Origin of the sequence: Streptomyces luteolifulvus (assembly GCF_008806595.1) — a bacterium.
GTDB classification, from domain to species: domain Bacteria; phylum Actinomycetota; class Actinomycetes; order Streptomycetales; family Streptomycetaceae; genus Streptomyces; species Streptomyces luteolifulvus.
The window spans coordinates 1-26,174 of record NZ_VZRB01000008.1 but is presented as its reverse complement, the minus strand read 5'-3'; the positions used below and the strand labels follow the sequence as shown (position 1 = coordinate 26,174).

Annotated in this window: 23 protein-coding genes and 1 tRNA gene; 9 read left to right on the top strand and 15 right to left on the bottom strand. The window is 71.2% G+C overall.

What is annotated here, in order from left to right:
* Nucleotides 1-131 precede the first annotated feature (131 nt).
* Nucleotides 132-3,230, top strand: coding sequence for a putative bifunctional diguanylate cyclase/phosphodiesterase (locus F7R91_RS13760; protein WP_150948120.1), 3,099 nt, complete (start codon nucleotides 132-134; stop codon nucleotides 3,228-3,230).
* A gap of 7 nt (nucleotides 3,231-3,237) precedes the next feature.
* Here the strand turns inward: F7R91_RS13760 and F7R91_RS13755 are convergent, their stop codons facing one another.
* The 3 genes from F7R91_RS13755 to F7R91_RS13745 all read right to left on the bottom strand — a co-directional run bounded on the left by F7R91_RS13755 (nucleotide 3,238) and on the right by F7R91_RS13745 (nucleotide 7,574).
* The gene (locus F7R91_RS13755) at nucleotides 3,238-5,103 is read right to left on the bottom strand and encodes a glycoside hydrolase family 15 protein (protein WP_150948118.1); all 1,866 of its coding nucleotides are present in this window, start codon (nucleotides 5,101-5,103) and stop codon (nucleotides 3,238-3,240) included.
* Nucleotides 5,104-5,134: 31 nt separating this feature from the next.
* On the bottom strand, nucleotides 5,135-6,109 hold the full coding sequence (locus F7R91_RS13750) for an NAD-dependent epimerase/dehydratase family protein (protein WP_150948116.1): 975 nt from the start codon (nucleotides 6,107-6,109) through the stop codon (nucleotides 5,135-5,137).
* Between the two features lie 211 nt (nucleotides 6,110-6,320).
* Entirely contained in the window at nucleotides 6,321-7,574 is a 1,254-nt protein-coding gene (locus F7R91_RS13745; protein WP_191971474.1) for a carboxylate--amine ligase, read from the bottom strand.
* 122 nt (nucleotides 7,575-7,696) lie between these two features.
* On the opposite strand from F7R91_RS13745, the gene F7R91_RS43805 reads away from it, so the two are divergent.
* Genes F7R91_RS43805 through F7R91_RS13730 form a run of 3 tightly spaced genes read left to right on the top strand, consistent with a single transcriptional unit; the run spans nucleotide 7,697 to nucleotide 10,883 of the window.
* Nucleotides 7,697-8,752 (top strand): phosphotransferase family protein, encoded by a 1,056-nt coding sequence (locus F7R91_RS43805; RefSeq protein ID WP_150948114.1) that lies wholly within the window; start codon nucleotides 7,697-7,699, stop codon nucleotides 8,750-8,752.
* A 35-nt stretch (nucleotides 8,753-8,787) separates the two neighbouring features.
* Entirely contained in the window at nucleotides 8,788-10,068 is a 1,281-nt protein-coding gene (locus tag F7R91_RS13735) for an NAD(P)-binding domain-containing protein (protein WP_150948112.1), read from the top strand.
* Nucleotides 10,065-10,883, top strand: coding sequence for a glycoside hydrolase family 16 protein (locus F7R91_RS13730; protein ID WP_150948110.1), 819 nt, complete (start codon nucleotides 10,065-10,067; stop codon nucleotides 10,881-10,883). The genes F7R91_RS13735 and F7R91_RS13730 overlap by 4 nt, the downstream gene beginning before the upstream one ends.
* A gap of 49 nt (nucleotides 10,884-10,932) precedes the next feature.
* On the opposite strand, the gene F7R91_RS13725 is transcribed toward F7R91_RS13730, so the two are convergent.
* The 7 genes from F7R91_RS13725 to F7R91_RS13695 all read right to left on the bottom strand — a co-directional run bounded on the left by F7R91_RS13725 (nucleotide 10,933) and on the right by F7R91_RS13695 (nucleotide 18,631).
* Nucleotides 10,933-11,781: a polysaccharide deacetylase family protein gene (locus tag F7R91_RS13725; protein ID WP_150948108.1), complete on the bottom strand. Its 849-nt coding sequence runs from the start codon at nucleotides 11,779-11,781 to the stop codon at nucleotides 10,933-10,935.
* Nucleotides 11,778-12,782, bottom strand: a complete 1,005-nt coding sequence (locus tag F7R91_RS13720; protein WP_150948106.1) for a glycosyltransferase family 2 protein — start codon at nucleotides 12,780-12,782, stop codon at nucleotides 11,778-11,780. Before F7R91_RS13720 ends, F7R91_RS13725 begins: the two co-directional genes overlap by 4 nt.
* Nucleotides 12,779-14,119: a lipopolysaccharide biosynthesis protein gene (locus tag F7R91_RS13715; RefSeq protein ID WP_150948104.1), complete on the bottom strand. Its 1,341-nt coding sequence runs from the start codon at nucleotides 14,117-14,119 to the stop codon at nucleotides 12,779-12,781. The genes F7R91_RS13720 and F7R91_RS13715 overlap by 4 nt, the downstream gene beginning before the upstream one ends.
* Nucleotides 14,120-14,133: 14 nt before the next feature.
* Nucleotides 14,134-15,441, bottom strand: coding sequence for a glycosyltransferase (locus F7R91_RS13710; protein WP_225320640.1), 1,308 nt, complete (start codon nucleotides 15,439-15,441; stop codon nucleotides 14,134-14,136).
* Nucleotides 15,438-16,151, bottom strand: coding sequence for a glycosyltransferase family 2 protein (locus F7R91_RS13705; RefSeq protein WP_225320639.1), 714 nt, complete (start codon nucleotides 16,149-16,151; stop codon nucleotides 15,438-15,440). The genes F7R91_RS13710 and F7R91_RS13705 overlap by 4 nt, the downstream gene beginning before the upstream one ends.
* Nucleotides 16,152-16,373: 222 nt before the next feature.
* Nucleotides 16,374-16,802, bottom strand: coding sequence for a hypothetical protein (locus F7R91_RS13700; protein ID WP_150948099.1), 429 nt, complete (start codon nucleotides 16,800-16,802; stop codon nucleotides 16,374-16,376).
* On the bottom strand, nucleotides 16,799-18,631 hold the full coding sequence (locus F7R91_RS13695) for a glycosyltransferase (protein WP_150948097.1): 1,833 nt from the start codon (nucleotides 18,629-18,631) through the stop codon (nucleotides 16,799-16,801). Before F7R91_RS13695 ends, F7R91_RS13700 begins: the two co-directional genes overlap by 4 nt.
* A 318-nt stretch (nucleotides 18,632-18,949) precedes the next feature.
* On the opposite strand from F7R91_RS13695, the gene F7R91_RS13690 reads away from it, so the two are divergent.
* Nucleotides 18,950-19,759: an alkaline phosphatase family protein gene (locus F7R91_RS13690; RefSeq protein ID WP_225320638.1), complete on the top strand. Its 810-nt coding sequence runs from the start codon at nucleotides 18,950-18,952 to the stop codon at nucleotides 19,757-19,759.
* An 11-nt stretch (nucleotides 19,760-19,770) separates the two neighbouring features.
* On the opposite strand, the gene F7R91_RS13685 is transcribed toward F7R91_RS13690, so the two are convergent.
* Nucleotides 19,771-20,856, bottom strand: a complete 1,086-nt coding sequence (locus F7R91_RS13685) for a GNAT family N-acetyltransferase (protein ID WP_150948096.1) — start codon at nucleotides 20,854-20,856, stop codon at nucleotides 19,771-19,773.
* 249 nt (nucleotides 20,857-21,105) lie between these two features.
* On the opposite strand from F7R91_RS13685, the gene F7R91_RS13680 reads away from it, so the two are divergent.
* Nucleotides 21,106-21,831, top strand: coding sequence for a TetR/AcrR family transcriptional regulator (locus F7R91_RS13680; RefSeq protein ID WP_150948094.1), 726 nt, complete (start codon nucleotides 21,106-21,108; stop codon nucleotides 21,829-21,831).
* 78 nt (nucleotides 21,832-21,909) lie between these two features.
* On the opposite strand, the gene F7R91_RS13675 is transcribed toward F7R91_RS13680, so the two are convergent.
* A tRNA-Pro gene (locus F7R91_RS13675) sits at nucleotides 21,910-21,983 on the bottom strand.
* A 99-nt stretch (nucleotides 21,984-22,082) separates the two neighbouring features.
* Between F7R91_RS13675 and F7R91_RS13670 the strand changes: the two genes are divergently transcribed.
* Both F7R91_RS13670 and cobF read left to right on the top strand, forming a co-directional pair.
* Entirely contained in the window at nucleotides 22,083-22,616 is a 534-nt protein-coding gene (locus tag F7R91_RS13670; RefSeq protein WP_150948092.1) for a DUF309 domain-containing protein, read from the top strand.
* A 57-nt stretch (nucleotides 22,617-22,673) separates the two neighbouring features.
* The gene (gene cobF, locus F7R91_RS13665; RefSeq protein ID WP_150948090.1) at nucleotides 22,674-23,447 is read left to right on the top strand and encodes a precorrin-6A synthase (deacetylating); all 774 of its coding nucleotides are present in this window, start codon (nucleotides 22,674-22,676) and stop codon (nucleotides 23,445-23,447) included.
* Nucleotides 23,448-23,477: 30 nt separating this feature from the next.
* Here cobF and F7R91_RS13660 read toward each other — a convergent pair whose 3' ends face one another.
* Nucleotides 23,478-24,224 (bottom strand): cobalt-precorrin-6A reductase, encoded by a 747-nt coding sequence (locus tag F7R91_RS13660; RefSeq protein WP_150948088.1) that lies wholly within the window; start codon nucleotides 24,222-24,224, stop codon nucleotides 23,478-23,480.
* 44 nt (nucleotides 24,225-24,268) lie between these two features.
* Here F7R91_RS13660 and F7R91_RS13655 point away from each other — a divergent pair, with 44 nt between their 5' ends.
* The gene (locus F7R91_RS13655) at nucleotides 24,269-25,066 is read left to right on the top strand and encodes a TIGR01458 family HAD-type hydrolase (RefSeq protein WP_150948086.1); all 798 of its coding nucleotides are present in this window, start codon (nucleotides 24,269-24,271) and stop codon (nucleotides 25,064-25,066) included.
* Here the strand turns inward: F7R91_RS13655 and F7R91_RS13650 are convergent.
* Together F7R91_RS13650 and F7R91_RS42680 are read right to left on the bottom strand one after the other, a co-directional pair.
* Nucleotides 25,055-25,828 carry a sulfite exporter TauE/SafE family protein gene (locus F7R91_RS13650; protein WP_150948085.1) on the bottom strand — a complete coding sequence of 258 codons (774 nt, stop codon included), beginning with the start codon at nucleotides 25,826-25,828 and terminating at the stop codon, nucleotides 25,055-25,057. The genes F7R91_RS13655 and F7R91_RS13650 overlap by 12 nt on opposite strands.
* Nucleotides 25,829-25,976: 148 nt before the next feature.
* A partial coding sequence (locus tag F7R91_RS42680; protein WP_225320637.1) for a hypothetical protein occupies nucleotides 25,977-26,174 on the bottom strand: 198 nt, incomplete at its 5' end.

Below are 26,174 nucleotides of genomic sequence, written 5' to 3'. Positions count from 1 at the left end.
CACCCTGCGCCGAGATGCAGCCCGGCACGCCCTGCGCCTAGGATTTTTACGTTAAGTCCTGGTTAACACGTGCTTCGGACCCGGCCCTGCGACCCGGGAGGCGCTTGCTCTTGTCGACAAGCCGCCGGTTGATGGCCGCCTACATCACGCTGGTCGGGATCTTCACGTGCCTTTATCTGGCCGTCCCCGCACCGAGGGCACGCCTGTCGGCCGTCATCGGGCTGGCTGGTGTCGCGGCCGTCCTCGGCGGGCTCCGTATCCACCGCCCTGCGCACAGATGGCCCTGGCTGGTGATCGCCGCCGCGCTGCTGGCCTACGCCGCGGGCGACGCGTACTACAACGTACAGGAGCTGTACCTCCAGTCGTCCCCTGCGTCCCCCTCGCCCGCGGACGCGTGCCATCTGCTCGTGTATCCGCTCCTCGCCGCGGGCCTGTTCGGTCTGGTCCGCTACCGCTCGCCGGACCATGACCTGCCCGGCCTGTTGGACGCGCTGATCATCACCGCCGGCCTCGCACTGCCGGTCTGGGTGTATCTGGTGCAGCCGCTGACCACAGTGGACGGCCTGACCTGGCAGCAACGCGCGATCAGCATCGCGTACCCGATGGGGGACGTCCTGGTACTGGCGGTCCTGCTCCGGCTGCTCATCGGGAGCACGCGCGCAGTCCGCAACCGCTCCGTGCAGCTGCTCGTCCTGGGCACCGGGACGCTGCTCGGCTTCGACATCGCGTACGGGATCCTCCGGCTCGACGGGACATGGCATGCCGGCACGCTGCCGGACTCCGGTCGGCTCGTCTTCTGCACGGCCTGGGGACTGGCCGCGCTCCACCCCTCCATGAGGGAGCTGACCGAGCCGGAACCCCGGCCGCAGGCCCCCCTGCCGCCCTGGCACCGTCTCCCCGTGCTTGCCGCGGCGACACTCGTCGCGCCCGTGATCCTGCTCTTCGAGCAGCCCGTGGGCACCGTCCACGACGCAATGGCGCTGGCCATCTTCTCCGGCCTGCTGTTCGTGCTCGTGATCCTCCGCCTCGGGAGCATGATCGTGGCGCATCGCAGGTCCGTGGCGCGTGAACTGACCCTGCGCGGGGCCACCGGCTCACTCGTCGCGGCAGAGGAAGCCCAGGACGTCGAGGTGTCCTGCGTCACGGCAGTGGCGGCACTGTTCGGCCCGAAGGTCCAGAACGCAACCGTGTTGCTGTCGCCCCAGCAGGCCCAGTTCCTGTACGCGTCTCTGGCGCGGTCGCCCGTCGGCCGGCACGGCGCGGACGGCAGTGAGCCGACCGCCGGTGAACTCCCCCGCACCTTCATCCTCCCCGTTCCGGAGCTGGGGCCGGACCTCGCCGACCGTCTCGGCGACCTGCCGACCGCCCTCGTTTGCCCCATGGGCCGGTCCGGCCGCCCAGCCGGCGACGAGCCCCCGGGCGTCCTGCTGGTCGCGGGACCCGAGCGGCAGCTCACCGAGATACGCGGCTCGGTGGAGATCCTGGCCTCGTACGCGGGGCTGGCGGCGGAACGCGTGGCGCTCCGGCAGGAGATCTCCCGCAAGGAGAGCGAGGCCTACTTCCGCACGCTGGTGCACAACGCCTCGGACGTCATCCTCATCCTCAACGACGACACGACCGTGCGGTACGCCAGTCCGTCCGCCGAAGCCGTCTTCGGCAGGTCCGCGCTGACGGGTACGGCCCTGCAGGAACTGGTGGATCCGCGGGACCGCGAACGGGTGCACCGGACGCTGACGGTCCTGCGCAGCGACACGCAGGAGGAGGCCCACGACTACTGGTGGATCGTCCGGGAACTCAGCAACATCGAGGTGGAGGTCCGGTGTCGTGACCTACGGCAGGACAGGACCGTCGCCGGCTTGGTGATCACCCTGCGGGACGTGACCGAACAGCGTCAGCTGGAGCACGAACTCACCCAGCGGGCCTTCCACGACTCACTGACCGGTCTGCCCAACCGGACGCTGCTGCTGGAGCGGACCGAACGCGCGCTGCTGCGCGGCCGCAGGGAGTCGACTCTCACCTGTCTGCTCTTCATCGACCTGGACGACTTCAAGATCGTCAACGACACCCTGGGACACCAGGTGGGCGACCGGCTCCTCGCCGCGGTGGGAGAGCGTCTGTCGAGGACGCTGCGCCGCACCGACACCGCGGCGCGTCTGGGCGGTGACGAGTTCGCGGTGCTGATGGAGGGCGCGAAGCAGCCGGTCGACGCCGAGCTTCTGGCCGCACAGGTGATCCAGAGCCTGGGCAGGCCCTTCCGGTTGTCCGACGACTCGGTGAACGTCTCCGCCAGCGTGGGCGTGGCCACGGCCTGGGACAGCGCGGACCCCGAAGAGCTGCTGGCCCTCGCCGATCTGGCCCTGTATGCCGCCAAGGCCGCGGGGAAACGCCAGTGGCGCCGGTTCCTGCCGGAACTGCGCGACAACATGACGGAGCGCCACGATCTGCGGGCGCGTCTGGACCGGGCGATCGCCGACGAGGAGTTCAGCCTGCTCTACCAGCCGGTGGTGGACATGACCGCGGGCCAGGTCGTGGGCTTCGAGGCGCTGGCCCGCTGGCCGCACACCCGGCGCGGCATGATCCCACCGCTGCAGTTCATCGCGCTGGCCGAGGAGACCGGGCAGATCACGCCTCTGGGCGCCTGGGTGCTGCGGAACGCCGCGGCCGACATCGCCCGGCTTCAGAGCCGGACGCCACGGCCCGTACCGCCGTACGTCAGCGTCAATGTGTCCGCCCGCCAGTGGCGGGACTCGAACTTCCTGAACGAGGTGCGAACGTCCCTCGACACCGCCGGTCTGCGCCCGGACTCGCTGCAGCTGGAGCTGACCGAGTCGGTACTCATGCGGCCGGACGCCCATATCGACGCACTCCTTCGGACGCTGAAGGACCTCGGGGTCCGTATCGCGGTGGACGACTTCGGAACGGGATTCTCCTCGCTGCGCTACCTGCGGGAGTTCCCCATCGATGTGCTCAAGATCGACAAGACGTTCATCGACGACATCCCGGAGGACCCCCGGCAGGTCGCGCTCGTCGAGGGTATCGTCCATCTGGCCGACACACTCGGCCTCCAGGTGATCGCCGAGGGCATCGAGGAGCAGTCGCAGCGCGAGCTGCTGGCCGGCATCGGCTGCCGGTTCGGGCAGGGATATCTGTTCGCCCCGCCGATGAACCTGGAGGAGAGCGAGATCGTCCTGCGCCGGACGGAGTCGGAAACCGGAGAGCAGGGGACATGACCCGGGCTCACGCCCCTGACCGACCGCCTTGAGAGGAACCGGACCGACGCCGACCCGACGCTGCCGCGCAGCCGCGGCTCCGGGGCGGTGCGGCGGACAGGGCGAACGCCGTCTCCGCCAGGGCGATATGGCTGAACGCCTGCGGCGCGTTGCCCAGTTGGCGTCCGGCGTCCGGATCCCACTGCTCCGACAGCAGTCCGACGTCGTTGCGCACGGCGAGGACCCGTTCGAAGGCCTCGTGGGCCTGTTCGGGGTGGCCGGTCAGGGCGAGGGCATCGGCGTACCACAGGGAGCACGCCACGAACGCGCCCTCACGGCCGTGCATGCCGTCCACGCGGTGGGCTCCGGCACCACCGGGCGCGTACCGCCGTATGAACCCGCCGTGGTCCAGTCGGCGCATCTCCTGCACGGTGCACAGCACTCGCGGGTCCCGGGCGGGCAGGAAGCCGAGCCGGGGCATCAGCAGGGCCGAGGCGTCCAGGTCGGCCGAGCCGTAGGACTGCACGAAGGACCGCTGTTTCGCGTCCCAGCCCTGGTGGAGGACCTGCTGCCACACCTCCTGGCGCATGGCCCGCCACTGGGCCGACGATCCGTTGCGGCCGAGCAGCTCCCCCATGCGCAGGGCACGGTCGGCGGCCACCCACACCATGACCTTGGAATGGACGAACTGCCGCCGCGGCCCCCGCACCTGCCACAGCCCCTGGTCGGGTTCGCGCCAGTGCCGCAGCAGGAAGGCCATCAGCGACTCCACCAGTTCCCACACATGGGCGGGCATGGGGATGCCCGCCTGCACGGACTGCAACAGCGCGTCCATGACCTCGCCGTACACGTCCAGCTGGAAGTGACCGACCGCCGAGTTCCCGAACCGCACCGGCTGCGAGCCCTCGTAGCCGGGCAGCCAGGGGGCCTCTGTCTCGTGCAGCAGCCGCTGTCCGCCGAGGCCGTACACAGTTTGCAGATCGGCCGGGTCGCCCGCCATGGCCCGGACCAGCCAGTCCAGCCAGGCCCAGGCCTCGTCGCGGTAGCCGCTGTGCAGCAGGCAGGACAGGGTGAGGGTGGAGTCGCGCAGCCAGCAGTACCGGTAGTCCCAGTTGCGTTCGCCGCCGAGGCAGCCGGGCAACGAGGTGGTCGGTGCGGCGACGATGCCGCCGGTGGGTGCGAAGGTGAGCGCCTTCAGCGTGATCAGCGAGCGCACCACAGCCTCCCGCCACGGCCCCTGGTAGCTGCACTGGCCTGCCCAGCGCCGCCAGAAGTCCTCCGTCTCCTTGAGCATCGTCTCCGCGGGGATGTCCACGGGCGCCGGCGGTGCCGGGAAGTGCGAGGGCGCCCAGACCAGGGTGAGGGCGATCCGCCGACCGGCCGGGACGGTGAAGTCGAGCACCGTGGAGCCTTCCTGGCCGAGGGCGCGCACAGGACCGTCGGCGCCCAGCCACACGGCGTCCGGCCCGGCGATCGCCACGGTGCAGTCGTCGGTGACCCGGACCCAGGGCACCACGCGGCCCTGGTGGAAGCGCAGACGCAGTTCGCTGCGCATCGGCACGGCCCCGGACACACCCTCGATCACGCGGACGACGCACGGCAGTTGGGCGCGAGGCGGCATGAAGTCGGTGACCCGCACCGCGCCCTCCGCGGTCTCCCACCAGGTGTCCAGGACCAGCGTGTCGGGCCGGTAGGCGCGACGGGTACAGGTCCCGGGGGAGGCGGTGGGGGCGACCCGCCAGAAGCCGTTGTCCTGCGTGCCGATCAGCGCGGCCAGGCAGGCCTCCGAGTCGAAGCGGGGCAGGCAGAGCCAGTCGACCGACCCGTTCCGGCCGACCATGGCCGCGGTCTCAAGGTCGCTGAGGAGGGCGTAGTCCTCGATGGGTGCGTTCATGATCGATGTCTCTGTCCCCGTTGTGCTTTCGTCACGACCGTCCCACCGGGAAGTGCTGGGACGGACGCCGGGACGTGTCCGACTGGGTCGCGAACCAGGAGGCGGTGCGGATCAGCCCTTCCTCCAGCGGCACCCTCGGCTGCCAGCCGAGCCCCTCATGGGCCCGTGTGATGACGGGGCGACGGCGGACCGGGTCGTCGGCCGGCCGGGGCCGGAAGCGCAGTCCGGCGTCCGAGCCGGTGATCAGCAGCACCAGCTCGGCGAGCTCTCGCACGGTCCGCTCGCTGGGGCTGCCCAGGTTGAACGGGCCCGGCAGATGGGCGTCGGCCATGGCCACCAGGCCTCTGATCAGGTCGGCCACATAGCAGAAGCTGCGCGTCTGACTGCCGTCCCCGAAGATCGTCAGGTCCTCTCCGTCCAGCGCCTGCCGGATGAAGGTGGGGACGACCCGGCCGTCGTCCCTCCGCATGCGCGGACCGTAGGTGTTGAAGATCCGCACGATGCCCACGTCGGCGCCCTCGCTGCGTCGGTACGCCATGGACAGGGCCTCGGCGAAGCGCTTGGCCTCGTCGTGGACGCTGCGTGGTCCGACGGGGTCCACGTGCCCCCGGTAGTCCTCGTCCTGCGGGTGCACCTCGGGGTCGCCGTAGACCGCGCCGGTGGACGCCAGGACGAAGCGTGCCTGGTGCCTGAGGGCCAGCCTCAGCAGGTTCTCGGTGCCCCGGCTGCCGGCGGCCAGGGTCTCGAGCGGGCGGCGGGAGTGGTCGCGCGGAGTGGCGCCGCTCGCCAGGTGGAAGACGGCGTCCACCTCCCCGGAGACCCTGACCCGCTCCGTGACGTCGCACGGAGCGCACTCGAATCCGGGGTCGCCCAGGAGGTGGCCGACGTTCGCCGCGCGGCCCGAGGAGAAGTCGTCCAGGCAGCAGACCCGGTCGCCCCTGCGGAGCAGGGCTTCGCACAGATGCGATCCGAGGAAGCCGCTGCCACCGGACACCACCGCACGCATGGTCCCTCCAGCCGGTCGGCCGAGCCGCGGGCGGCCCGGAGGATGGCGCGTATATTTACGTCGTATACGTACATAGTCACCCTCCCGGGAGCTCAGGTCAACATGCATTCCGGAGAGATTCAGGGACCGAGTCGGCCCCGCGGCCCGGCGGACCGCACATGCAGACACCCCGCCGACCACGACGTCGACGGGGTGCCGGTGGATTCTTCGGTCAAGGGCATCCGCCCCGGCCGGAGCGCACCGACCGCATCAGACGGCGCGTGACCAGCCCGGAGAACCGGATCGCCTCGGCAACGGCCGGCAGGGGGTCGTCCCTGCTGAGCCAGGCCCGCTCGGTGGCCGGCTCACTGAACAGGTCGGACGGCAGTCGGCGCTCCCGGCGCAGCCACACCGCCGCCGACGGAAAGTCCAGTTGGCCGGCGACGAAGACCCGCCCCTCGACCTGAGCGCCGTCGGGCACGTCACGGCCGGTCAGGTCCAGATGCATGGCACGGACGACATCGACTCCGTGGACGTTCTCGAAGAGGCGGAACTGGGCGCCGGTACGCGGGTTGAAGTCGACGAGTTTGTACTGCCCGTCCCGACGGTCGTAACGCCAGTCGAGATCCGCCAGTCCGCTGTAGCCGATCCGGTGGCACAGCCGCTCAGCCAGCCGGGCCAGCTCGGGGTTGCGCAGCGACACCGCCCGGGCGGTCACCCCCGCGTAAGGGGGCCAGGAGCGCAGTTTCAGGCCGGTGAACAGGACGCGCGGCACACCACCCGCACCGCAGTAGATGTGGGTGATCCAGTCCTCCGCCTGCTGTCTGGGGATGAACTCCTGCACGAGGACGGGCGGCGGCGCGGACTTCGGAAAGCGGTCGAGCAGGTCCCGTTCGGCATGCACCACGGTGGTGCTGCCGCTGACGGCCGGGGTACGCAGCCTGCTGAACGGCGCCAGGTTCTTGAGTACCAGCGGATAGCCGAGCTCCCTGCCCGCGTCGATCAGTTCGTCGCGGCTCTCCGGCGCCCATGACCGCGGCGAGGGCACCCCGGCCTCGATGCAGATCCGGTGCAGGCTCGCCTTGCACGCCAGCAGACGCGGCAGGTGGGACGGCACGGACGGCAGGAGGAAAGACTCCTTCAGCCGGTCGGCGTGCTCCGCCAGCAGGATCGCCGCCTCGTCGTCCGTCGGCACCGCCACACTCCGGACACCGATCGTCCGCCCGATGGACAGCAGGCCGTCCGCGAGCCGCTCCGGATCCTCACAGCCGGTCGTCGGCCAGACGATCCTGCGCGTCAAATGGCGGGAGAGCGCGACGGGAGTGAAACGGTCCTCGACGACGGCGTGGACCGGAACGCCCAGCCGCCCGAGCGTGCGCACCACGCCCAGACTGCCGTGGTGCAGCGGGTAGTTGCCGATCCTGGCGAGGAGCACGGGCACCTCGTTGTCCAGCAAGGAGACCACCCGGCCCTCTCTGGGAAGCATTCTCTCGGAAGGTACAAACGAGAACGAAGCTCTAGAATCTACCGAAATAGTGACATAACGCTCACATCCCATTATCCCCAGTAGCGCGGGTCGTGCCCGCGGACGGTCCGGCAAGGTCTGGTATGAAGACACCCGCCAAGATGTCCTCGCTCTCCGGTTTGCTACCGCTCTACTTCCCTCGCGCGCTGGCCGGGCTCGACGACCGCCTCCGGGCGCACTGGCTCATGCGCGGCGCCGCTCGCGGCGACATCACCGTGGTCCGGCGCCCCTCCCGGCCCAAGGCGGGCCTTCTGGTGTTCGAGCTGCGGCGCGGCGCGGGGAGCCTGGTGGTCAAGCATCCGAGGAACGAGGCCGGGGCCACGGTGACGGCGCGGGAGCGGGAAGTCCTGCAACAGCTCGACGCCGACGGCCGGCTCGACCCCTGGCGTCCCCTGCTGCCCCGGGTGGTCGGCTCACCCGGGCCCTCGGGGACGCTCGCCCAGAGCACGCTCCCGGGTGTCCCGCTGGAAAGGCTGATCCAGGACACCCCTGACGACCCGTACGCCGCCGTCGAGCCCGCCCTGCGCCTGCTGGCGGAGCTGCGGGCCGCCACCGGGCAACGCCGTCCCGCAGCCGACCGGGCCCGGGCCTGGTGCGAGTCGGAGCTGACGGCTCTCTCCGCCGGAATACCCCGCTACCGGTCGGGCCGGAAAGCGGCCGAGTTCGAGGCCCTGCGCCACCGGCTGGACGCGGCCCTGGCCGGCGCGGTGCTGACCGAGGGCTGGACCCATGGCGACTACCACCCCGGCAATGTGCTGCTCGGAGGCGACCCCCTCAAGGTCACCGGAATCTTCGACTGGAGCAGCGGCCGCGCGGACGGGCCGTGCGAGATCGACGCGTACACCTTCGTGCTGGCCCTGCGCAGCACGCTGACCGGCCGCCCGCTGGGTGTCCTGGTCGCCGAGACGCTGCGCACCGGCCGGGTCCCGGACGCCGACCGCGCCCTGCTCGCGCTCGCCGGGCTGGACCCGGACCACGGTGTCGCCGATCCGGTGGCGATTCCCCTGCTGAGCTGGCTGTGGCACGTGGCGAACAACGTCCGCAAGTCCCCGAGGTTCGGACACAGCTTCGGCTGGTTGGCCCACACGGTCGCGCCCGTCCTCCGGGAGTCCGCCCGCTGGGCCGGTGCCCGGCCGTGACGGCCCGGCGCCCCACGACAGGAAAGGAAGTGACCATGCCCGCGAACACCGGCTTCATCACCCGGCACAAGGCGGCCAGGGGCGGGGGGACCCATGACTCCCGTCGGCGACCGCCCACCGTGGTCATCGGCGCGGGCCCCTACGGGCTCGCCACAGCCGCCTGGCTGAGCGCGGCGGGAACACCGCGGCGGGTGTTCGGGGAGCCCATGGAGTGCTGGCACGCCAATATGCCGACGGGCATGTATCTGAAGTCGGTGCCCGCCGCCTCCTCCATCTCCGCGCCGGAGCCCGGATACCGCCTGGAGGACTTCCGTACCGCGCGGGGACTCGGACCCGTGGGCGACCGGTACCCCATCCCCCTCGACGAGATGATCGCCTACGGAAGGTGGTTCCAGGAGCGCCGCGTGCCCGAGCTGGAGCGGCAGAAGGTACGGGGAGTCGAGGCGGTGGACGGGCTGTTCGCCGTCACCCTGGACTCCGGGGAGGAGTTCCCCGCCGAGAACGTGGTGCTCGCCACCGGACTGGTCCCGTTCGCCTACGAACCTCCCGGACTGAACGCCCTTCCTGCGGAGCTGGTCTCGCACACCAGCCGGCACCGTGATCTGACCCGGTTCTCGGGGCAGCGGGTCGCCGTCCTCGGCGCCGGGCAGTCGGCCCTGGAGAGCGCCGCGCTGCTGCACGAGGCCGGTGCCCGTCCCACCGTGATCGTCCGCGCCGAGTCCGTCGCGTTCGGCAGCCCGCCCGACTCCGACCGGCCGGCGGACCGGCCGCGCCCCGAACGGGTCGCCAAGCCGGGTTCACCGCTCGGACCGGGCTGGTCGCTGCTCGCGTGCAGCTACGGCGGCGGTGCCTTCCGCCATCTGCCGGAGGGGCTGCGGATGCGGCTGCTGCACGATGTGCTCGGCCCGTCCGGCGGCTGGTGGCTGCGGCACCGCGTGGACGACCGGTTCCCGGTGCTGTGCCGCCGTACGGTCCGTTCCGTCGGCGTCGAGGACGGTGCGGTGCGCCTCGACCTGGTGGACACCGACGGGCGTACGGAGGTACTGGCGGCCGACCATCTGCTGCTGGCCACCGGATACCGGGTGGACGTCGACCGGCTCGGGTTCCTGGCACCCGAACTCCGCCGGGAGATCAGGACGTTCCGCGGCGCGCCGCGACTGTCGTCGGGGTTCGAGTCGTCCGTGCCCGGACTGTTCTTCACCGGACTGGCCGCCGCTCCCACCTTCGGCCCCGTGCTGCGGTTCGTCGCCGGCACCGGATTCGCCGCCCGCAGGGTGGCCCGCTCCGTCGCGGCCAGGACGCGCGCCCACCCATGACGTCACGAGGCGCGGTGCTCGGTGTGCTCATGCTGCTGCTGATGGCATGCTGCGCCTGCAGTTCCACGCCCGGCACCACGGCGCCCAAGCCCTCGGCGGACGGGAACTGGCGCCTCGTCTTCCACGACGACTTCGACGGCGATCGACTCGACACGGACCACTGGGCCACCTGCTACGACTGGAACGAGAACGGCTGCACCATCAGCTCCAACAACGAACTGGAGTGGTACCAGCCCGGTCAGGTCTCCGTGGGCGGGGGAAGGCTGGCCCTCACCGCCCAGCGCCGTGCCATCCGCGGCAGCGACGGGCGGACCTACCCCTGGGTGTCCGGGATGATCTCCACCGGGCGGGACCACTGGTACGCCGAACCGCGGGAGACCTTCACCTACGGCTACTTCGAGGCGGCCATCCGCATCCCGGCGCAGGGCGGGATGGCACCCGCGTTCTGGATGATGCCCGCGAGCCGCTACACCCCGCCCGAGATCGACATCATGGAGTTTCTCGGCACCACCCGCGAGTTGTCCATGTTCGTGCACTGGCGGGACACGGACGGGGACAAGCGGAAACAGCAGGGAACCTTCACGGCGGCCGGATTCCCCGATGCCTTCCATGTCTTCGCGGTGCTCTGGGAGAAGGACAGACTGGTCTGGTACGTGGACGGGGTGGAACGGTTCCGGGTGACCGCCCCGGAGCGGATTCCCCACGTGCCCATGGAGGTGCTCATCAATCTGGCCGTCGGCCTCCCCCACGCCCCGCCCCCCGGCACCGACTCGGCGCGGATGCTCGTGGACTGGGTCCGGGTCTGGCAGCACTGACGCGCCGTCAGCGGCCCGTCCGTCGCACCCGCTCGCGGTTCCTCGCGGTTCAGGCGGGAATCGCCCGGTACGGCCGTCCGGTCATCGCCCTCGCCCGGCGATAGGCCCGCCAGCCCCTGGTCCGCAGACTTTCCGCGAACGGTGCGACGGGGGCGCCCTCCCCGCTGGTCCAGAGCGCGAACTGGTCCCGGCCGGTGTCGGCCCGGACCATCAGCCGGCCGAACCGCAGCGGGTCGTCCGCCTCCGAGCTGAAGGCCGAGGCGGCCCGGATGGCGGCGGCCGAGGTCCATCCGGCCTCGCGCACCACGGCGCGAACGGCGCGGCTGGAATAGCCGTGCGGGTAGGCGAACGCGTCGACGGAGTGCCCGAGCGCCTCCTCGATCTGCCGCTTGCAGCCGGCCACCTCCTCCCTCACCGACGCGCGGGGCAGCGTGTCCAGTTGCGGATGAGTCATGGTGTGTCCGCCGATCTCGACCCCGGCCGCGTCCAGTTCCCCGACCTGGGCCCAGCTGAGCGTCTGAACGGACGGGAACGGTCCGCTCCCCGACGCCCTCAGCGCGCCCGTGGTCACGTACAGGGTGGCGGGAAGTCCCCGTGCGGCGAGCAGCGGTGCCACCGTGGAGGCGAAGTCCGCGTATCCGTCGTCGAAGGTCAGCACCGCCGACCGGGGTGGCACGGGAGGGCCGCCGTGCAGCGCCGCGACCAGCTGCCGCAGCGGGATCACTTGGAGCCCGCTGTCGGCGATCATGTCCAGGTGCTCCACGAACGTGCGGGGGCTCACCGTGAACGGCGCGAGCCACGGCGGCGCGTCGTGCGACACCGCGTGGTAGAGGAAGACGGGGACGACGCTCAGGGACGGCCCGGCGTCGACGGACAGCGGTACGGGTACGACGCTCATGAGCGGCCCTCCGACGGCAGCTGCGCCCCTCCTTGCGGACGGCGGAAGAAGTCCCGGGGTCCCCACTGCCGGACACGTCCGACGAGGTATCCGGTGACGGTGACGCACACCCCCGCGGACAGCGCGCCGACGGTGCGCAGCGCGCCGGGACGACCCGTGCCGCGCAGGTTGCGGGCGAGGGCCCGGGGAATGGTCGAGCGCAGATAGGTGCGCTCGCTGGCCAGCGCGGACCCCCTGCCGCGGTGCCGTGCCACCAGAGCCTTGGACAGGCCCTCCCCGTAGCAGCGGGAGCGGAAGTAGGACCAGTGGGTACGGGCCTCGGGGACCCGGTGCCGTACCTGCACGGCGGGGTCGTACAGCAGCACGGCTTCCGGACGGCGGGCCGCGATCCGCAGGCACATCTCCGTCTCCTCGCACCCGGCGGGCCGGGTACCCACCCGGCCGAGCGTGCCCAGGAACCCGCCGGCGGCGAGCAGTTCCGTCCTGCGGAACGACATGTTGGCGCCGATGAAGTTCCGCACGGGGGTGGCCCGTTCGGGCAGTCCACGGTAGGAGCAGCCCACCACCCAGTCGAACTCCGCCGGGAACCACACCGGCCGCCCGGTCGACCACCGCGGCCGGACGAACCCGCCGACGCCCGCCACCCTGGGATCCCCGTACGGCGCCAGCAGACGGCCCGTCCATCCCGGTTCCGCGGTCGCGTCGTCGTCGAGGAAGGCCACCACGTCGCCGTGCGCCACCTCGACCCCGGTGTTGCGTCCCCCGGACAGGCCGCGCCGGCCCCGGCTGGGCACCACACGGACGCCGGTCAGCTCCCGCTCGGCCCGCTCCAGCAGCGCCTGGTTGTGGTCGACCACCAGCACGACCTCGTCGGCGGGCCGTTCCTGGGCCAGCACCGATCCGATCGCGGCCCGCAGGTCCTCCCAGCGGTCGAGGGTGTAGGCGCAGACGACGACCGACAGGGTGGGGGCGCTGCGTCCGGCGGAGTGTGCGTCGTTCATGATGACCTTTCCGTCACGGGGACGAGCCAGCGGGACCAGGACAGGACCAGGACGAGGGCGATCGCGCACTGGGTGACGAGCCAGGCGACGCCCGCGCCCACGATGCCGAGTTCGGGCACCAGCATCTTGGTGAGCCCCAGCACCAGCACGCACATCGCGATCTGCACCGCCACCGCCCAGCGCAGGCGTCGCCGCGCCCGGGCCACGTCGATGGCCACACTCAGCAGCAGGTTCGGCAGTGCGGACAGGGCCATCAGCCGCAGCACGGTGGTTCCCTCGGCCGCGTACGCGCCGCCGAAGAGCGACAGGATCTGCGGGGCGAAGACGACCAGGACGACCGTGACGCCGGCCAGCAGGAGACCCGAGTGGCGCAGGACGCGCAGAGCGTGTTCCACGAGTCGTTCGGGCCCGCGCATCGCCTCCGCGAGCAGGGACGTTCCCATGTTGCGGGCGAGCAGATAGGGCACGTAGGCGACGTTCCAGGCCACCGAGAAGTAGGCACTCTCCTCCGCGCCCAGGTTGTTCAGCACGATCAGCGGGACCAGGGTGTAGGCGGCCATCCGGAACACGGAGCCGACCCAGTCGGTCGCGGCGTACCCGAGCATGCGGGGCGGAGGTGGCGCGGTCTTCGTCTCCCGCTCGTGCCGGGGAATGGCCCTGCCCATCAGGATGTAGTTGGCCACGACCAGTGAGACCACGAGGGCTCCCGCCCAGGAGAGCAGGATGCCGGAGAAGAGGCCGAGGAGGGCGCCGAGGCCGAGCAGCAGCAGCTTCGTGAAGGCGAAGATCACGTTCTCGCCCACCACCCAGCCGGGGCAGCGGACCGCGGTGAGCGCGCCGTCCTGCAGAACGAAGATGGCGTAACCGGCGGTTGCCACCACGAAGCAGGTCGCCGTGACCGGTGTCAGCAGGAACTCGAGCCGTGGGGCGAGCACCGGCACCAGCGCCAGGAACCCCACGGCCACCACCACGCCGAAGCCCATGCTCGCGGTGTAGCAGGTGAGGACCAGTCGGCGGGTGCGACGGCCGGCGGACGGCACGAACCGCACCAGGAAGTCGTTCAGATTGAGCTGCCCGATCCCCGCGAGCAGCAAGGACGCAGAGAGGGCGGAGTAGCTCAGGCCCACGACCTTCTCGTCGTACCAGTGCGTCGCGAAGATCCAGAAGATGAAGCCGACGCCCGCGTTGACAAGGGAACTGACGGCGAGAAGGTGTCCGGTGCGCAGCACGGGCTCGCCGGGGAGCGCGGCGGCGACACCGGCGCGCAGCACGGAGAGGGGGCGTCGTCGCATACCGGTGGCACCCGCAGCCGGGTCGGTTACCGAAGTGGTGTCCAAGCCGCTCACCTCGATCATCGGGGTCCGGCGCCGGTGAGACGTCCGCGGAGGTAGCCGCAAGGGCCGTAGACCATCCCCCGCACTTCCAGGAGCGCCAGTCGCCGGGACCAGTCGGCCTCGGGATCGGCGCTGCGGTCGCGCGATCTGGTCATGGCGTAGCGGATGCCGCGCGGCAGCCGCCGCAGCAGGGCGGGCAGCCGCCTGGGGTTCCTCACCAGCGCCCCGGTGAGATAGGCGCCGAGCCCGGCGCCATAGCCGAACACCTGCGCGGCCACGGCGTCCCACGTACGACGATGACTGTGCCAGACGATGGCACTCGGCTGGTAGGCGAGCAGGTGACCGGCCGTCAGGACCTCGAAGAAGGCCAGCAGGTCGTCGCCGCCCCGGCCCGGGGTCCCGGCACCGGTCGCGGTGTCGAAGCCGCCCAGGGAGAGCAGCACATCGGTACGGAAGGCCATGTTGGCGCCGGAGCCGAAGCGTCCCGCGGTGAACGGGAACAGCGGGTCCGCCGGCGGATCGGACACCGACCAGGTGCGCGGCACATACCCCTTCGCGAATGCGCCCTGCCGCTCCAGCGCGGTCTGGGCCGGGGTCTCCAGTTCGGCGGGCACGATCAGCCCGGTGACACAGCCGATCCGGGTGTCGTGTGCGAAGGCCTCGGCCAGGGCCGACAGCCATCCGGGGTCGACGAGCGTGTCGTCGTCCGTGAAGGCGACGAGGCAGCCGCGTGCCCGGGCGAGCCCGCGATTGTGCGCGCGGGCCAGGCCGGCGACGGGCTCGCGGACGTAGCGGACCTGTCCCCTGAACTCCCCGCGGACCAGGGCTTCGGTCGCCCCGTCGGAGGAGGCGTTGTCGACGACGATGATCTCGAACTCGGGGTACTCCGACCGCAGCAGCGAACGAAGGCAGCGGCGCAGCAGCTCCGGCCGGTCACGGGTGGCGACGACCACGCTGATGGCGGGTGCGTCATGGAGTGCATGGCGCCTCAGGGCCTGACAGGGCCATTCGCCGACGCCGCCCTCCGGTGTTCCGGTCCCGTCCACGGTCCGGTCCACGGCGCGGTGCCGGGCCAGCTGACCCGACAGCTCCACGTACGCGGCATTGGCCACCGCCCGCCACAGGCCCTCGGGTCCCGATGTGTCCATGGCGCTGACCATGCCCAGGGGAAGACCGTGCAGTCGTACGAGAGCACGGACCTTCCCCTGTGGCCGGACCGGCCCCCGGTCGCCGGGCAGCCGGAACTCGCCTGGGCGGGCCAGGTCGATGTCGACCACCGGCACGGGGGGCCGGACGGGAGCGGAGCGCATCGCGAGGGAGTTCACGAAGCGCTCCTCTCGTGCCGGGCGGTGGAGGACCGGGCGCCCGGCCGTTCCGAGAACAGGGTGCGCAGCACCCGGCGCCCGTCGGATATGGCGTGGAGATTGGAGCGACCGTTGCGCCGGGGCAGTTCGAGGCTCGGGACCTCGGCGATGCGCAGTCCGGAGCGCAGGGCGTGCGTGATCATCTCGGCCTCGATCTCGAAACCGGCGGCGTGCAGGTCGAGCTGGTCCAGGAAGCTGCGCCGGAAGGCACAGAAGCCGTAGCACAGATCGGTCAGCGAAGCGTGGTAGAGCCGGTTCGTGGCCATCAGGAGCACATGGTTGCCCATCCGGCGGATGCGGGTGATGTCGAGCGAGCCGCCGCCCGCGACGAACCGCGAACCCTTGACGAAGTCGTATCCGTGCTCGAGGAAGTGCAGGAAGTGGGGGATCTCCCCGGGTGACATGCTGCCGTCGGCGTCCATCATCACGACGTAGTCGCCCTTGGCTTCGAGGAAGCCGGTGCGCAGGGCGTTGCCCTTGCCGGGGCCGCTCTGCTGCACGTTGCGCACGGTCGGCAGGCAGTGCTGGGCCATGGGGATCGTGGCGTCGGTGGAGTCGCCGTCGACGAGGATGACCTCGTCCACACATGCCGGAATCTGCTCGAAGACCCACGGGATGTTCCGCGCCTCGTTGCGGGCCGGTACGACCAGGCTCACGGTCGGGGACGTCATGGCGTCTCGCTCATTGCTGATGATCGGGTCGTTGTACATGATCATGTATCTCCGAGTACATACCTACGACATATGTTTACGACGTATATGTACACCTTCACCCGATTTGGAAGCGACGTCAAGAGGGGGCAGCGGGGTTCTTCGGACAACACGAATCCGCCCCCACCACAAAGGCGGGGGCGGAGCTGGGATTTCGGGCCGTACGGGGACTGCCGCGCGGCCTCACTCGGAGGCGCGCGGCTCGGGCTGATCGGCGACGGCCGTTGGGGTACCCGCGTCCGGGACGGCTCGCGGCGCCAGGCGACGACGTCCGAGGCGCCTCGGCACGAGGGCGAGCACGGAGGTGACGGCCGCGAGAGCGACCAGCGCTCGCGTGATCGTGAAGGTGTCGCTCAGATACAGCGGCACCACGACGAGCACCGCCAGCGACAGACTGAGCACGACGCCCAGAACACCCGCCTCCAGCAAGGCCGTCCGGTCGCCGGCGTACGGCGGAGCGGAACGGGCCCACCGGGAGGCCGCCAGCCCGGGACAGACGACCAGGAACGCCGTCGCCGCCGCGACGCGCAGGACGCCGCCGTCCGGCAGGAAGGTCACCGCCGCCAGGGCCGCCCAGCCGGACAGCGCCAGTACCCAGCGCAGGGGGATCATGACCCGTCTCCGCTCTTCGTGCCTTGATACCGGTAGACCACGGCGTCCTTGCTGCGGTAGACGGGGATGTAACCCGAGCCCTTCGCCAGGGCCGACTGCACGCGCTGCATGGTGTCCGCCGGCAGGACCCCCCTCAGGTAGGTGTCGGCGGCCTGGGCGCGGCTGAGGATGATGTAGGCGGGCCGGGCAGGCGTGGCTCCCTCGACGAACGGCTCCAGACCTTCGACCGGGTTCCTGACCAGGCGCCGCCGGTCCTCGATGTCCTGCTGGTCCAGCTGCACCCGGAGGTTTTCGTCGTAGCGCAGATACAGTCCCGGCACGGTCGAGGTGAGGGAGACGATCGTGGACCCGGGGGGAGCGGTGGCCGCGAGGAAGCGTCCGGCGGCGACCTCGCTCTTCGTGAAGTAGTCCGCGGCCTCCTTGCCGTAGTAGCCGAAGACCAGCCCCCCGAGCAGCGCCAGCAGCAGCGGGAAGAGCGCGAGAGTGCGCAGGCGCGGCCGCTTGCCCCACTTGAAGAGCAGGGCCGCGATCAGGAAAGCAGCTGCGGGCAGCGCGAACAGATAGGCACGGAAGATCATCTCTCCGCCGTAGGCATTCGCGGTCAGGATCGGCAGGGGAGCCAGGACGAGCAGGGGCAGGCCGGTGCGGCGGACCCACGGCCGGGCCAGGAAGGCGATGGCCGCCAGCAGGAACACGGCGGCCGACAGGCTCCGGTCGACCCAGGACACCACGACCTGGCCCGGTGGCGCGGCGCCCAGCGCGGCCAGCCCGGAGACGACGTTGCTGTCGGGTTGGAGCAACGAGCCCAGGAAGTCGTGCACATTGTCCGAGATGTAGGGCCGGGCGACGGTGGCATCCCAGGCCGCGGTCAGCACCAGCGCACTGCCCAGGGCCGGCAGCACCACGCGCCGGTTGCGGCGCGGAATCGACAGCACCACCAGCGCACTGAGCAGCATCAGTGGTGTGAGCGGATGCGAGCAGATGATGGCGAACTGAACCAGTACGAGCAGCACGAAGCGGCCGACGGGCCATCGGTCCGTACGGATGTCACCGGGACGGTACAGGGCGGAGGTGGGCAACTGCCCCATGACCAGGGCAATCACCGTCACGAAAAGCAGGAACGCGAAGGCCTGGGGGGCGAAGTAGTCCTGTCCCACCCAGGAGCACGAGTAGAAGATCCACGCTCCGCCCCAGATCAGCCGGCGATCACGGGTCACCGTCCGGTAGAGCAGCAGCAGGGGGGCGAGCAGTACGGCGTTGAAGACGGGCGGGGTCCAGGTCGCGTAGCCGAGGGCCGAGTCCAGGCCGGTCGCCTGCATGAAGAACGCGTTGAGGTCGAAGAATCCCGGCCACTGGTTGTAGATGTCGAGCTTCTCCGCGTGCGGCACAGTACCGCGGTTGCGGATCACCGCGTCGACGACGGCGACGTGCTTCCAGGCCCAGCTGTAGCGCAGAGTCGGGAAGAGCAGCGTGGGGGTCGCGTGGATGACCGCGATGAGGCCCAGGACGTAGCCCGCGAACCAGCCGCCGGCGGTCCGCCGGTCGGTCAGCGCCAGGCAGAAGCCGAGGGTGAGCAGGGCGAGGGCCACCCAGAAGAGCACCGGCAGCACCTGGAGCAGCCCGTAGTCGCGCATTCCGCCGAGGTCCACATGGCGCAGGGAGAGCAGCCACAGCGCGAGGGCCACCGGGAGGACGCAGCGTGCGGTCCACTGGCGGGGTGTGGTCCGGTTCGAGCCGCGCCGGTCGGTGGCTCCCGAGCCGGGCCACCGTCTCACGGCGCTGGTGAGGGCGGCCATCGGCCCGTTCGTCAGCGTCGGGAGCTTGCCCATGAAGAGATCTCCCCGGGAACCCCATCGCCGAAGGGGGCGTTGACGCGACTCATGTGCGACCTCCCGGATCCGGCCTGTCCACACCGGCTGACGTCACTCCCGCCCATTGCTCCGCACCAGCGATCCGCATCGACCGATATGAGGTATTAGTACCGATTGTGACGTCATTGGCGATCGCTGCAAGCGGCAGCGGGTAACCGTCACAGAAGCCGGGTGTCGAGACGGGTTCCGGGAGGGAGAGCGGTGAGGCCACGACCGAGGAGTGCACGACCTGGACCGGGACGCCTCATCGCGAGGGGGCTCGTCGCCTGGGCGGCCGTGACGGCGCTGCTCCTGACGACAGCGGGCTGTGACAATTCATCGGCCCAGGAGGGAATCCCCCGTCCGGACCACATCGTCGTGGTGATCGAGGAGAACCAGCCGTTCGACGCCGTCATCGGCAGCCCGGAAGCCCCGTACCTCAACGAACTGGCCCGGCAGGGTGCCTCGCTCACCCAGTTCTTCGCCATCACCCATCCGAGTCAGCCCAATTACCTGGCGCTCTTCTCGGGCTCCACCCAGGGCGTGAGCGACAATTCCTGCCCGCACACGCTGACGGCCCGCAATCTCGCCTCCCAACTCCTGCAGGCCGGCCTGACCTTCGTCGGCTATGCGGAGGGCCTGCCCCGGGTCGGCTTCACCGGCTGCAGCAGCGGTGCCTATGTGCGCCGGCACAACCCCTGGGTGAACTTCACCAACCTTCCCGCCTCCCTCAACCGCCCGTGGACCGACTTCCCGCGTGACTTCGACGAGCTGCCGACCATCTCGTTCGTCGTCCCGGACCTGAACAACGACATGCACGACGGCAGCGTGCGGCAGGCGGACACCTGGCTGCGGGACAACCTCGGCGACTACGCCGACTGGGCGATGAAGCACAACAGTCTGCTGGTCGTCACCTGGGACGAGGACGACTCGGAAGGGCCCAATCACATCCCCACGATCCTGGCGGGCGAGCATGTCCAGCGGGGCAGCAACACCCAGCCGAACAATCTCTACGGACTGCTGCGCACGCTGATGGACGCCTACGAGCTGAAACCGCTGGAGCACAGCGCCGAGGCCGACCCCGTCGACGTATGGGCGAACGACTGAAAGGCGCGAGGTCAGGCGTCCCGGAAGCGGATCACGCGTTTGACCGCGGTCCGCAGCCGGCGCTCCGCCGCCGAGACGGGAAGGCGTTCGCGGAGGTAGCGCGGCGAGGGGAGGCCTTCCGCCCCGAAGCCTTCCTTGAACTGGGCGAGGGAGGATCCCGGGGTGGACTCCCCCATGTCGAAGGCCCGGCAGCCAGCCGCGCACGCATCCTCGATCGCCAACCGGTACAGCAGCGGAACGGCACGGACCGGATGGGCCAGTTCCCGGTCCATGGCGGCGCGCCACAGCTTGGCGTGCCCGCCGTGGCGGAGGACCACGAGCGCCCCGGCGGGCTCACCGGCCCGCCAGGCCATCCAGATCGCGCATCCCTCGCCGAGCCGGGAGGCCACCGCCGCCAGCCGCCGCACGGGGAAGGCCCGGGTCCTGCGCCAGCGGGCCAGCGCGAGCGGCTCGTGCTGCTGCTCGGCCCAGCGCAGAATCGACTTCTGGTACAGCTCGTAGAAGACGGGAACGAGCCGGCCGCTGCGGTCGACCTCGACCTCGACGTCCGAGCGCTCGGCGCGGCGGACCTGGCGCCGCACATGAGGCCGGAAGCGGCTCTCCCAGACGGTGCCGAAGCCACCGTCGAGGTTCACGATCTGTGTCATGTGGGGCTCGGGACGAAAGCCCGCGGGTGCGGCCTTCGCCCAGACGGCCTGATCCGCCGGCCGCAGCCGTACACCGACCCGCAGGGCGCGCAGCCGCGCGAGGTCGTCGAAGACCGCGCGCGCCTCCGCCGGGCTCGCCTCTCCCGGGCACACCGGCCCCCCGATGCCCCAGTCGACGGGCCAGGACTCCTCCGCGTCCAGACGCTGCGGGAGATGCCTCCTGCCGACGAGGGGCAGGACGAGCCGACGGCCACCCTCGAACTCGTAGAGGCGGCTCGTGTCCCGGTAGGGCCCGGAGTCGCACAGGCCGTCCAGCCAGGCCGGGGTCTGGGTGACGTGGGTGTGCGCGTCCTGGCCGGCCAGGTCCCACCAGACGTCACGTGGCGCCGGGGTGGTGATGTGCGCGAGACCGGCCGGGGTGTCGACCAGGAGGACAGCGGGTGCGTTCACGGGCCTTCTCCTGCCGGGCGTACGGGTCCCGCAAGGACGACGCTCGCGGACCGAGGACCCACGTGCCCATGACCGATGCTAGGCGGGGCGTACATGCCGGGCATCTCGGCCCGCGTCGGGCGAGTTGGCGGCTCTGGTGTCCTGTGTGCTGAGATCCTGGACCTGCCATGGGCAGGCGTGTATGTTTACGCTGTATACGTACTGTCGAGATTCGTTGTGCGGTGAGCGGACAGGACGGGAGAAGAGACGATGGCGCAAGACTCGGGGGCCGACCCGGCCCGGCGCGCGAGCGACCGCGGGCGGTACGGCAGGCTGAGCCGGGAACGGGTCCTGGCCGCTGCCCTGGAGCTCGTGGACCGCGAAGGACTCTCGACGCTGAGCATGCGCCGGCTCGGCGCCGAGCTCGGCGTGGAGGCGATGGCGCTCTACCGGTACGCGTCCAGCAAGGACGCCCTGCTGGACGGCCTGGTCGAGGCCCTCTACCTGGAGCTGGAGGACCGGCTCGGCGCCGAGCCCGAGAACGCCGCCTCGACCGAGAAGGCATGGCGCGGCGAGCTCCACCGCATCGCGCGGGCGATGTACGAGGTCTGTCTCGCCCATCCGCGGGCCGTGCCGCTGCTGTCCACCCGCATGCTGGCCGTCCCGCTGGTCCGGCGGCCGCCGGCGGTCCTGAAGGAACACGAGCGGGTGCTCGCCCTGCTCCGGGAAGCCGGGCTGGACGAGGCCGCCACCTCCGCCGTCTTCCGGGCCTTCACCGCCTGGCTGCTCGGCTATGTGTCCGTGGAACTGCGCCCCATGGTGGACAACCCCGAAGAGACCGATCCCGCCTTCCGCCTGGGCCTGCACCGGCTGTCGCCCCAGGAGCTGCCCACGCTGCGGGAGACCGCCGCGGCCCTCGCCGACCCGGGCGGGCCCGAGGGCCTGGCCGCCGGGCTGGACGCCCTGCTCGACCGGTTCACGCGGGGTGAGGGGTAGCTGGCGTCAGCAGCCGCACCGGCCTCGACATGCAGAAAGGGCCCCGCAGGCTGCCGCCCGCGAAGGCCCTCCACACCGTCGGGACGACAGGATTTGAACCTGCGACCCCTTGACCCCCAGTCAAGTGCGCTACCAAGCTGCGCCACGTCCCGGTGCGCTTCCCGCGGTGACCCGCGTGATCGCGCGAACAGCACTTTACCTCACGCGGGGGGCGTCGCCGAAGCGGGTCACGGGCGGGGCACAATCGGCGTATGGGCAGCACATCCTCAGGACGGCCGGTGGGAGCGCGGGACCGCGACAGCGAGGGGCGGGCCCGCAACGCCCGGCCACGGGACGGGCTGGGGCGGCCCCTGCCCTACGGCACGGAAGGCGTCGCCCGCCAGCCCGAGGGCGTCCCGCGCACACCGCAGGAGACCGTCGCCCAGGCGCAGGAGCTGCTGGACGCGGGCAAGCCCTTCCACGCCCATGAGGTGTTCGAGGACGCCTGGAAGTCGGGGCCCGAGGAGGAACGCGAGCTGTGGCGCGGTCTCGCCCAGCTCGCGGTGGGGCTCACGCACGCCGCCCGGGGAAACGTCACGGGCGGGGCGCGGCTGCTGCGACGCGGGGCCGCGGCCGTGGAGGCATGGGCATCGGCTTCCGGGCGGGGACGGCCGCACGGGATGGATCTGGCGGGGCTGACCGTCTGGGCACGGGGCCTCGCGCGGGACGTGGAGGACCGCGCGCTCCTGGCGGACGGCGGCGGGGTCGTCGACGCGGCCGCGCGGGCGCCGCGGCTGCGGGGGTAGCGGGCGCGGCCCGGACTCGGTGTCCCCGCTGTCGGTGCCGTGCGGCAGACTCGGGGCGTGCGAAAGATTCATGTCATCGGTATCGGTGCGGGCGACCCCGACCAGCTCACGCTGCAGGCGGTCAAGGCACTGCGCGGCACGGACGTGTTCTTCGTCCTCGACAAGGGCGAGGTGAAGAACGACCTGGTCCGGCTGCGCCGGGACATGCTCGACGCGCACATACCGGAGGGGACGTACCGCGTCGTGGAGGCGCGCGACCCCGAGCGGGACCGGACCGCGGGCGGCAGCGCCTACTCCCCCGCCGTCGGCGACTGGCGCAGCGCCCGCGCCGACATCTACGAGCGGCTGATCGCCGAGGAACTGTGTGAGGACGAGAGCGGCGCGTTTCTGGTGTGGGGGGATCCCGCGCTGTACGACAGCACGCTCGGGATCCTTCAGGAGATCCTCGACCGGGGCTCGGTGGCCTTCGAGTACGACGTGGTGCCGGGCATCAGCAGTGTCTCGGCGCTCGTCGCCCGGCACCGGACCGGTCTGAACCGGGTCGCCCGGCCCGTGCAGATCACCACCGGGCGGCGGCTCGCGGAGGGCTTCCCGGAAGGTGTGGACGACGTGGTGGTCATGCTCGACGCCCACCAGACCTTCCGGCAGTACGCGGACCAGGACCTCGACATCTACTGGGGCGCCTACATCGGCACACCCGACGAGATCCTCGCCTCGGGCCCGATCGCCGAGGCCGCGCCCCGCATCGAGCGGCTGCGTGCGGAGGCGCGCGAGCGCAAGGGCTGGATCATGGACACGTATCTGCTGCGGAGACACCCGAAGAACCACTGAGGCGTACGGCACCGGCTGCGGGCCCGGTCGTCACGGCGGGCCGAGGCCGAGCTCGTCGAGGGCGCCCGCCACGTCCGGCACCGCCACCACGCCGTCCGGCAGGGGCGGCCGTCGTACGACCACGACGGGCAGCGCGAGCTCGCGTGCGGCCGTGAGCTTGGCCGCTGTCGCCTCTCCCCCGCTGTCCTTCGTCACCAGTACGTCGATGCAGTGCTCGCGCAGCAGTGCCGACTCGTCGGCCACGGTGAACGGGCCGCGCGCCAGCAGCACTTCCCTGTGCGGCGGAACCGGCGGCTCGGGCGGTTCCACGGAGCGGACGACGAAGTGAAGGTCCGTCAGGTGCGCGAAGGCCGCCAGGCCCATCCGGCCCGTGGTCAGGAACACCCGGCTGCCGAACCGCGGCAGCAGGTCCGCCGCCGCGCCCAGGGAGTCGACCGGGTGCCAGCGGTCCCCGGGGCCGGGCCGCCAGCCCGGCCGGCGCAGCACCACCGCCGGGACCCCGGTGGCGGCCGCGGCCCGCGCCGCGTTCGCGGTGATCGTCTCCGCGAACGGGTGGGTGGCGTCGACCAGGGCGTCCACGCGCTGCTCACGCAGCCACCGGGCCAGCCCCTCGGCCCCGCCGAAGCCCCCGACGCGTACCTCCCCGGCGAGCGCCCCCGGCCGCGACACACGCCCCGCGAGGGACGTGGTCACCCGGACACCGGGGCGTGCCGCGAGCACGGCAGCCAGCTCGCGCGCCTCGGCGGTGCCGCCGAGGACGAGGACGTGGGGCGACATGGCGACGAGCGTACGAGGTCCCGCGCGAGCGCTATCGTCCGGGCATGGAATCCGTGCGCGCCGTACTGATCGACATCGACGGGGTCCTCACCGTGTCGTGGCAGCCGCTGCCCGGTGCGGTGGAGGCGTTGCGGGAGCTCCGGGAGGCCGGGCTCGCCCTCGCGCTGGTGACCAATACGACCTCGCGGACCCGGGCGTCGATCGCCGCGACGCTGGAGAGCGCGGGGTTCTGGGTGGCCACCGAGGACATCCTGACCGCGCCGGCCGTCACCGCCGCGCATCTGGCCGAGCGCAGTCCCGGCGCACGGTGTGTCCTGCTGAACAGCGGTGACATCGGGGAGGACCTCGACGGTGTGACCGTCCTGGACGCGACGGACTCCGGGACCGTGCCGGATGTCGTGATCGTCGGCGGGGCCGGGCCCGAGTTCGACTACGCGGCGCTCAACCGCGCCTTCGGCCATCTCCAGCGCGGGGCACGGCTGGTGGCCATGCACCGCAATCTGTACTGGCGGACCGAGGACGGGCTGCAGCTCGACTCGGGCGCGTTCCTGATCGGTCTGGAGCAGGCCGCCCGCACCGAGGCCGAGGTCACCGGGAAGCCGTCGCCCGCGTTCTTCGAAGCGGCGCTGGCTCGTCTGGGCGTCGGCGCCGACGAGACGGTGATGGTGGGGGACGACATCGAGTCCGATGTCCTGGCCGCACAGCGCGCCGGGATCACCGGGGTTCTCGTGAAGACCGGCAAGTACCTGCCGGAGACCCACCGGGCCGCCGGCGGCACGCCCGACCATGTGATCGACTCCTTCGCGGACCTGCCCGCACTGCTGCGCCGGTCAGCGCAGTAGCTGTACGGCACCCACGACCGTCGCCGCGATCACCAGTCGCTCGAACAGCCGCTGGTTGATCCTGCTCACCGCCCAGGTGCCGAGCAGCGCTCCGGGCACGACGAACAGCGCGAGCGCCGCGTCGAGCAGCAGCGAACGTCCGTCGATCAGGCCGAGGCCGACGCTGAAGGGGACCTTGGAGAGGTTGACGATCAGGAAGAAGAACGCGGAGGTGCCGAGGAAACCGAGCTTCCGGAAGCCCGCCGAGAGCAGATACATCGACATCACCGGGCCACCGGCGTTGGCGACCATCGTGGTGAAGCCGCCGAGGACGCCGTACGAGCGGGCCTTGACGCGGCCCGCCCGGGTGGTGACCGCATCCGGATCCGGCTCCGTGCCGGCCGAGCGGCGGCGGCGCCACACCGTCACCGCGGCCATCAGCAGCAGGATCGCGCCGATCGAGGTCCGTACGATCGCGTCGTCCGCCCGCATCAGGTACAGCGTGCCCGCGACCACGCCCGCCGCGACCGCCGGGAACAGCCGCAGCAGTGTGGGCCAGTGCGCGTGCCGCCGGTAGGTGAGGACGGCGAACACGTCCCCGGCGATCAGTACGGGCAGCAGGACGCCGGTGGAGGCGCGGGCCGGCAGGACCGCCGCGAAGATCGCGAGGCTGACCGTGTTGGCACCGCTCACCGCGGTCTTCGAGAAACCGACGAGGAGGGCCGCGAAGGCGAGCGCGGCGAACTCCCAGCCGGTGATGTGCCAGAGCGTCGTGGTGTTCATGCGGAGGCCGATGCTATGCGGAGCGGACCTCCGGCAGTAAGGAGCGTCTCGAAAGGTGACCCGTGTTTGTGGCAGGTCACCCGTGTTGGTGTGGGCGTCGCCGGGGCTGCCGCCCCCAGGCCCCGCTTCGGCCTGGACGGCCTCGTCCTCAAACGCCGGACGGGCTGTAGGTGCCGCGACCGGGCTGAGTTGCCCGGACCGGGCTGACAAATGTGCCGCCTAGGGCCTGTGTGATGTCGTGATCAATCTTGCCGATCCGGGTCCGTCTGGAAGGCGGATCCGGTAGGAAGAAGACCGTGACGCGCAGGCAACTCACCGACGAACAGTGGAAGTTGATCGAGCCGTT

Bases quoted from the DNA above. Each gene is read 5' to 3' on its own strand.
- F7R91_RS13760 (WP_150948120.1), top strand. From the start codon at position 132: ATGGCCGCCTACATCACGCTGGTCGGGATCTTCACGTGCCTTTATCTG.
- F7R91_RS13755 (WP_150948118.1), bottom strand. From the start codon at position 5,103: ATGAACGCACCCATCGAGGACTACGCCCTCCTCAGCGACCTTGAGACC.
- F7R91_RS13750 (WP_150948116.1), bottom strand. From the start codon at position 6,109: ATGCGTGCGGTGGTGTCCGGTGGCAGCGGCTTCCTCGGATCGCATCTG.
- F7R91_RS13745 (WP_191971474.1), bottom strand. From the start codon at position 7,574: ATGCTTCCCAGAGAGGGCCGGGTGGTCTCCTTGCTGGACAACGAGGTG.
- F7R91_RS43805 (WP_150948114.1), top strand. From the start codon at position 7,697: ATGAAGACACCCGCCAAGATGTCCTCGCTCTCCGGTTTGCTACCGCTC.
- F7R91_RS13735 (WP_150948112.1), top strand. From the start codon at position 8,788: ATGCCCGCGAACACCGGCTTCATCACCCGGCACAAGGCGGCCAGGGGC.
- F7R91_RS13730 (WP_150948110.1), top strand. From the start codon at position 10,065: ATGACGTCACGAGGCGCGGTGCTCGGTGTGCTCATGCTGCTGCTGATG.
- F7R91_RS13725 (WP_150948108.1), bottom strand. From the start codon at position 11,781: ATGAGCGTCGTACCCGTACCGCTGTCCGTCGACGCCGGGCCGTCCCTG.
- F7R91_RS13720 (WP_150948106.1), bottom strand. From the start codon at position 12,782: ATGAACGACGCACACTCCGCCGGACGCAGCGCCCCCACCCTGTCGGTC.
- F7R91_RS13705 (WP_225320639.1), bottom strand. From the start codon at position 16,151: ATGACGTCCCCGACCGTGAGCCTGGTCGTACCGGCCCGCAACGAGGCG.
- F7R91_RS13700 (WP_150948099.1), bottom strand. From the start codon at position 16,802: ATGATCCCCCTGCGCTGGGTACTGGCGCTGTCCGGCTGGGCGGCCCTG.
- F7R91_RS13695 (WP_150948097.1), bottom strand. From the start codon at position 18,631: ATGGGCAAGCTCCCGACGCTGACGAACGGGCCGATGGCCGCCCTCACC.
- F7R91_RS13680 (WP_150948094.1), top strand. From the start codon at position 21,106: ATGGCGCAAGACTCGGGGGCCGACCCGGCCCGGCGCGCGAGCGACCGC.
- F7R91_RS13670 (WP_150948092.1), top strand. From the start codon at position 22,083: ATGGGCAGCACATCCTCAGGACGGCCGGTGGGAGCGCGGGACCGCGAC.
- F7R91_RS13660 (WP_150948088.1), bottom strand. From the start codon at position 24,224: ATGTCGCCCCACGTCCTCGTCCTCGGCGGCACCGCCGAGGCGCGCGAG.
- F7R91_RS13655 (WP_150948086.1), top strand. From the start codon at position 24,269: ATGGAATCCGTGCGCGCCGTACTGATCGACATCGACGGGGTCCTCACC.
- F7R91_RS13650 (WP_150948085.1), bottom strand. From the start codon at position 25,828: ATGAACACCACGACGCTCTGGCACATCACCGGCTGGGAGTTCGCCGCG.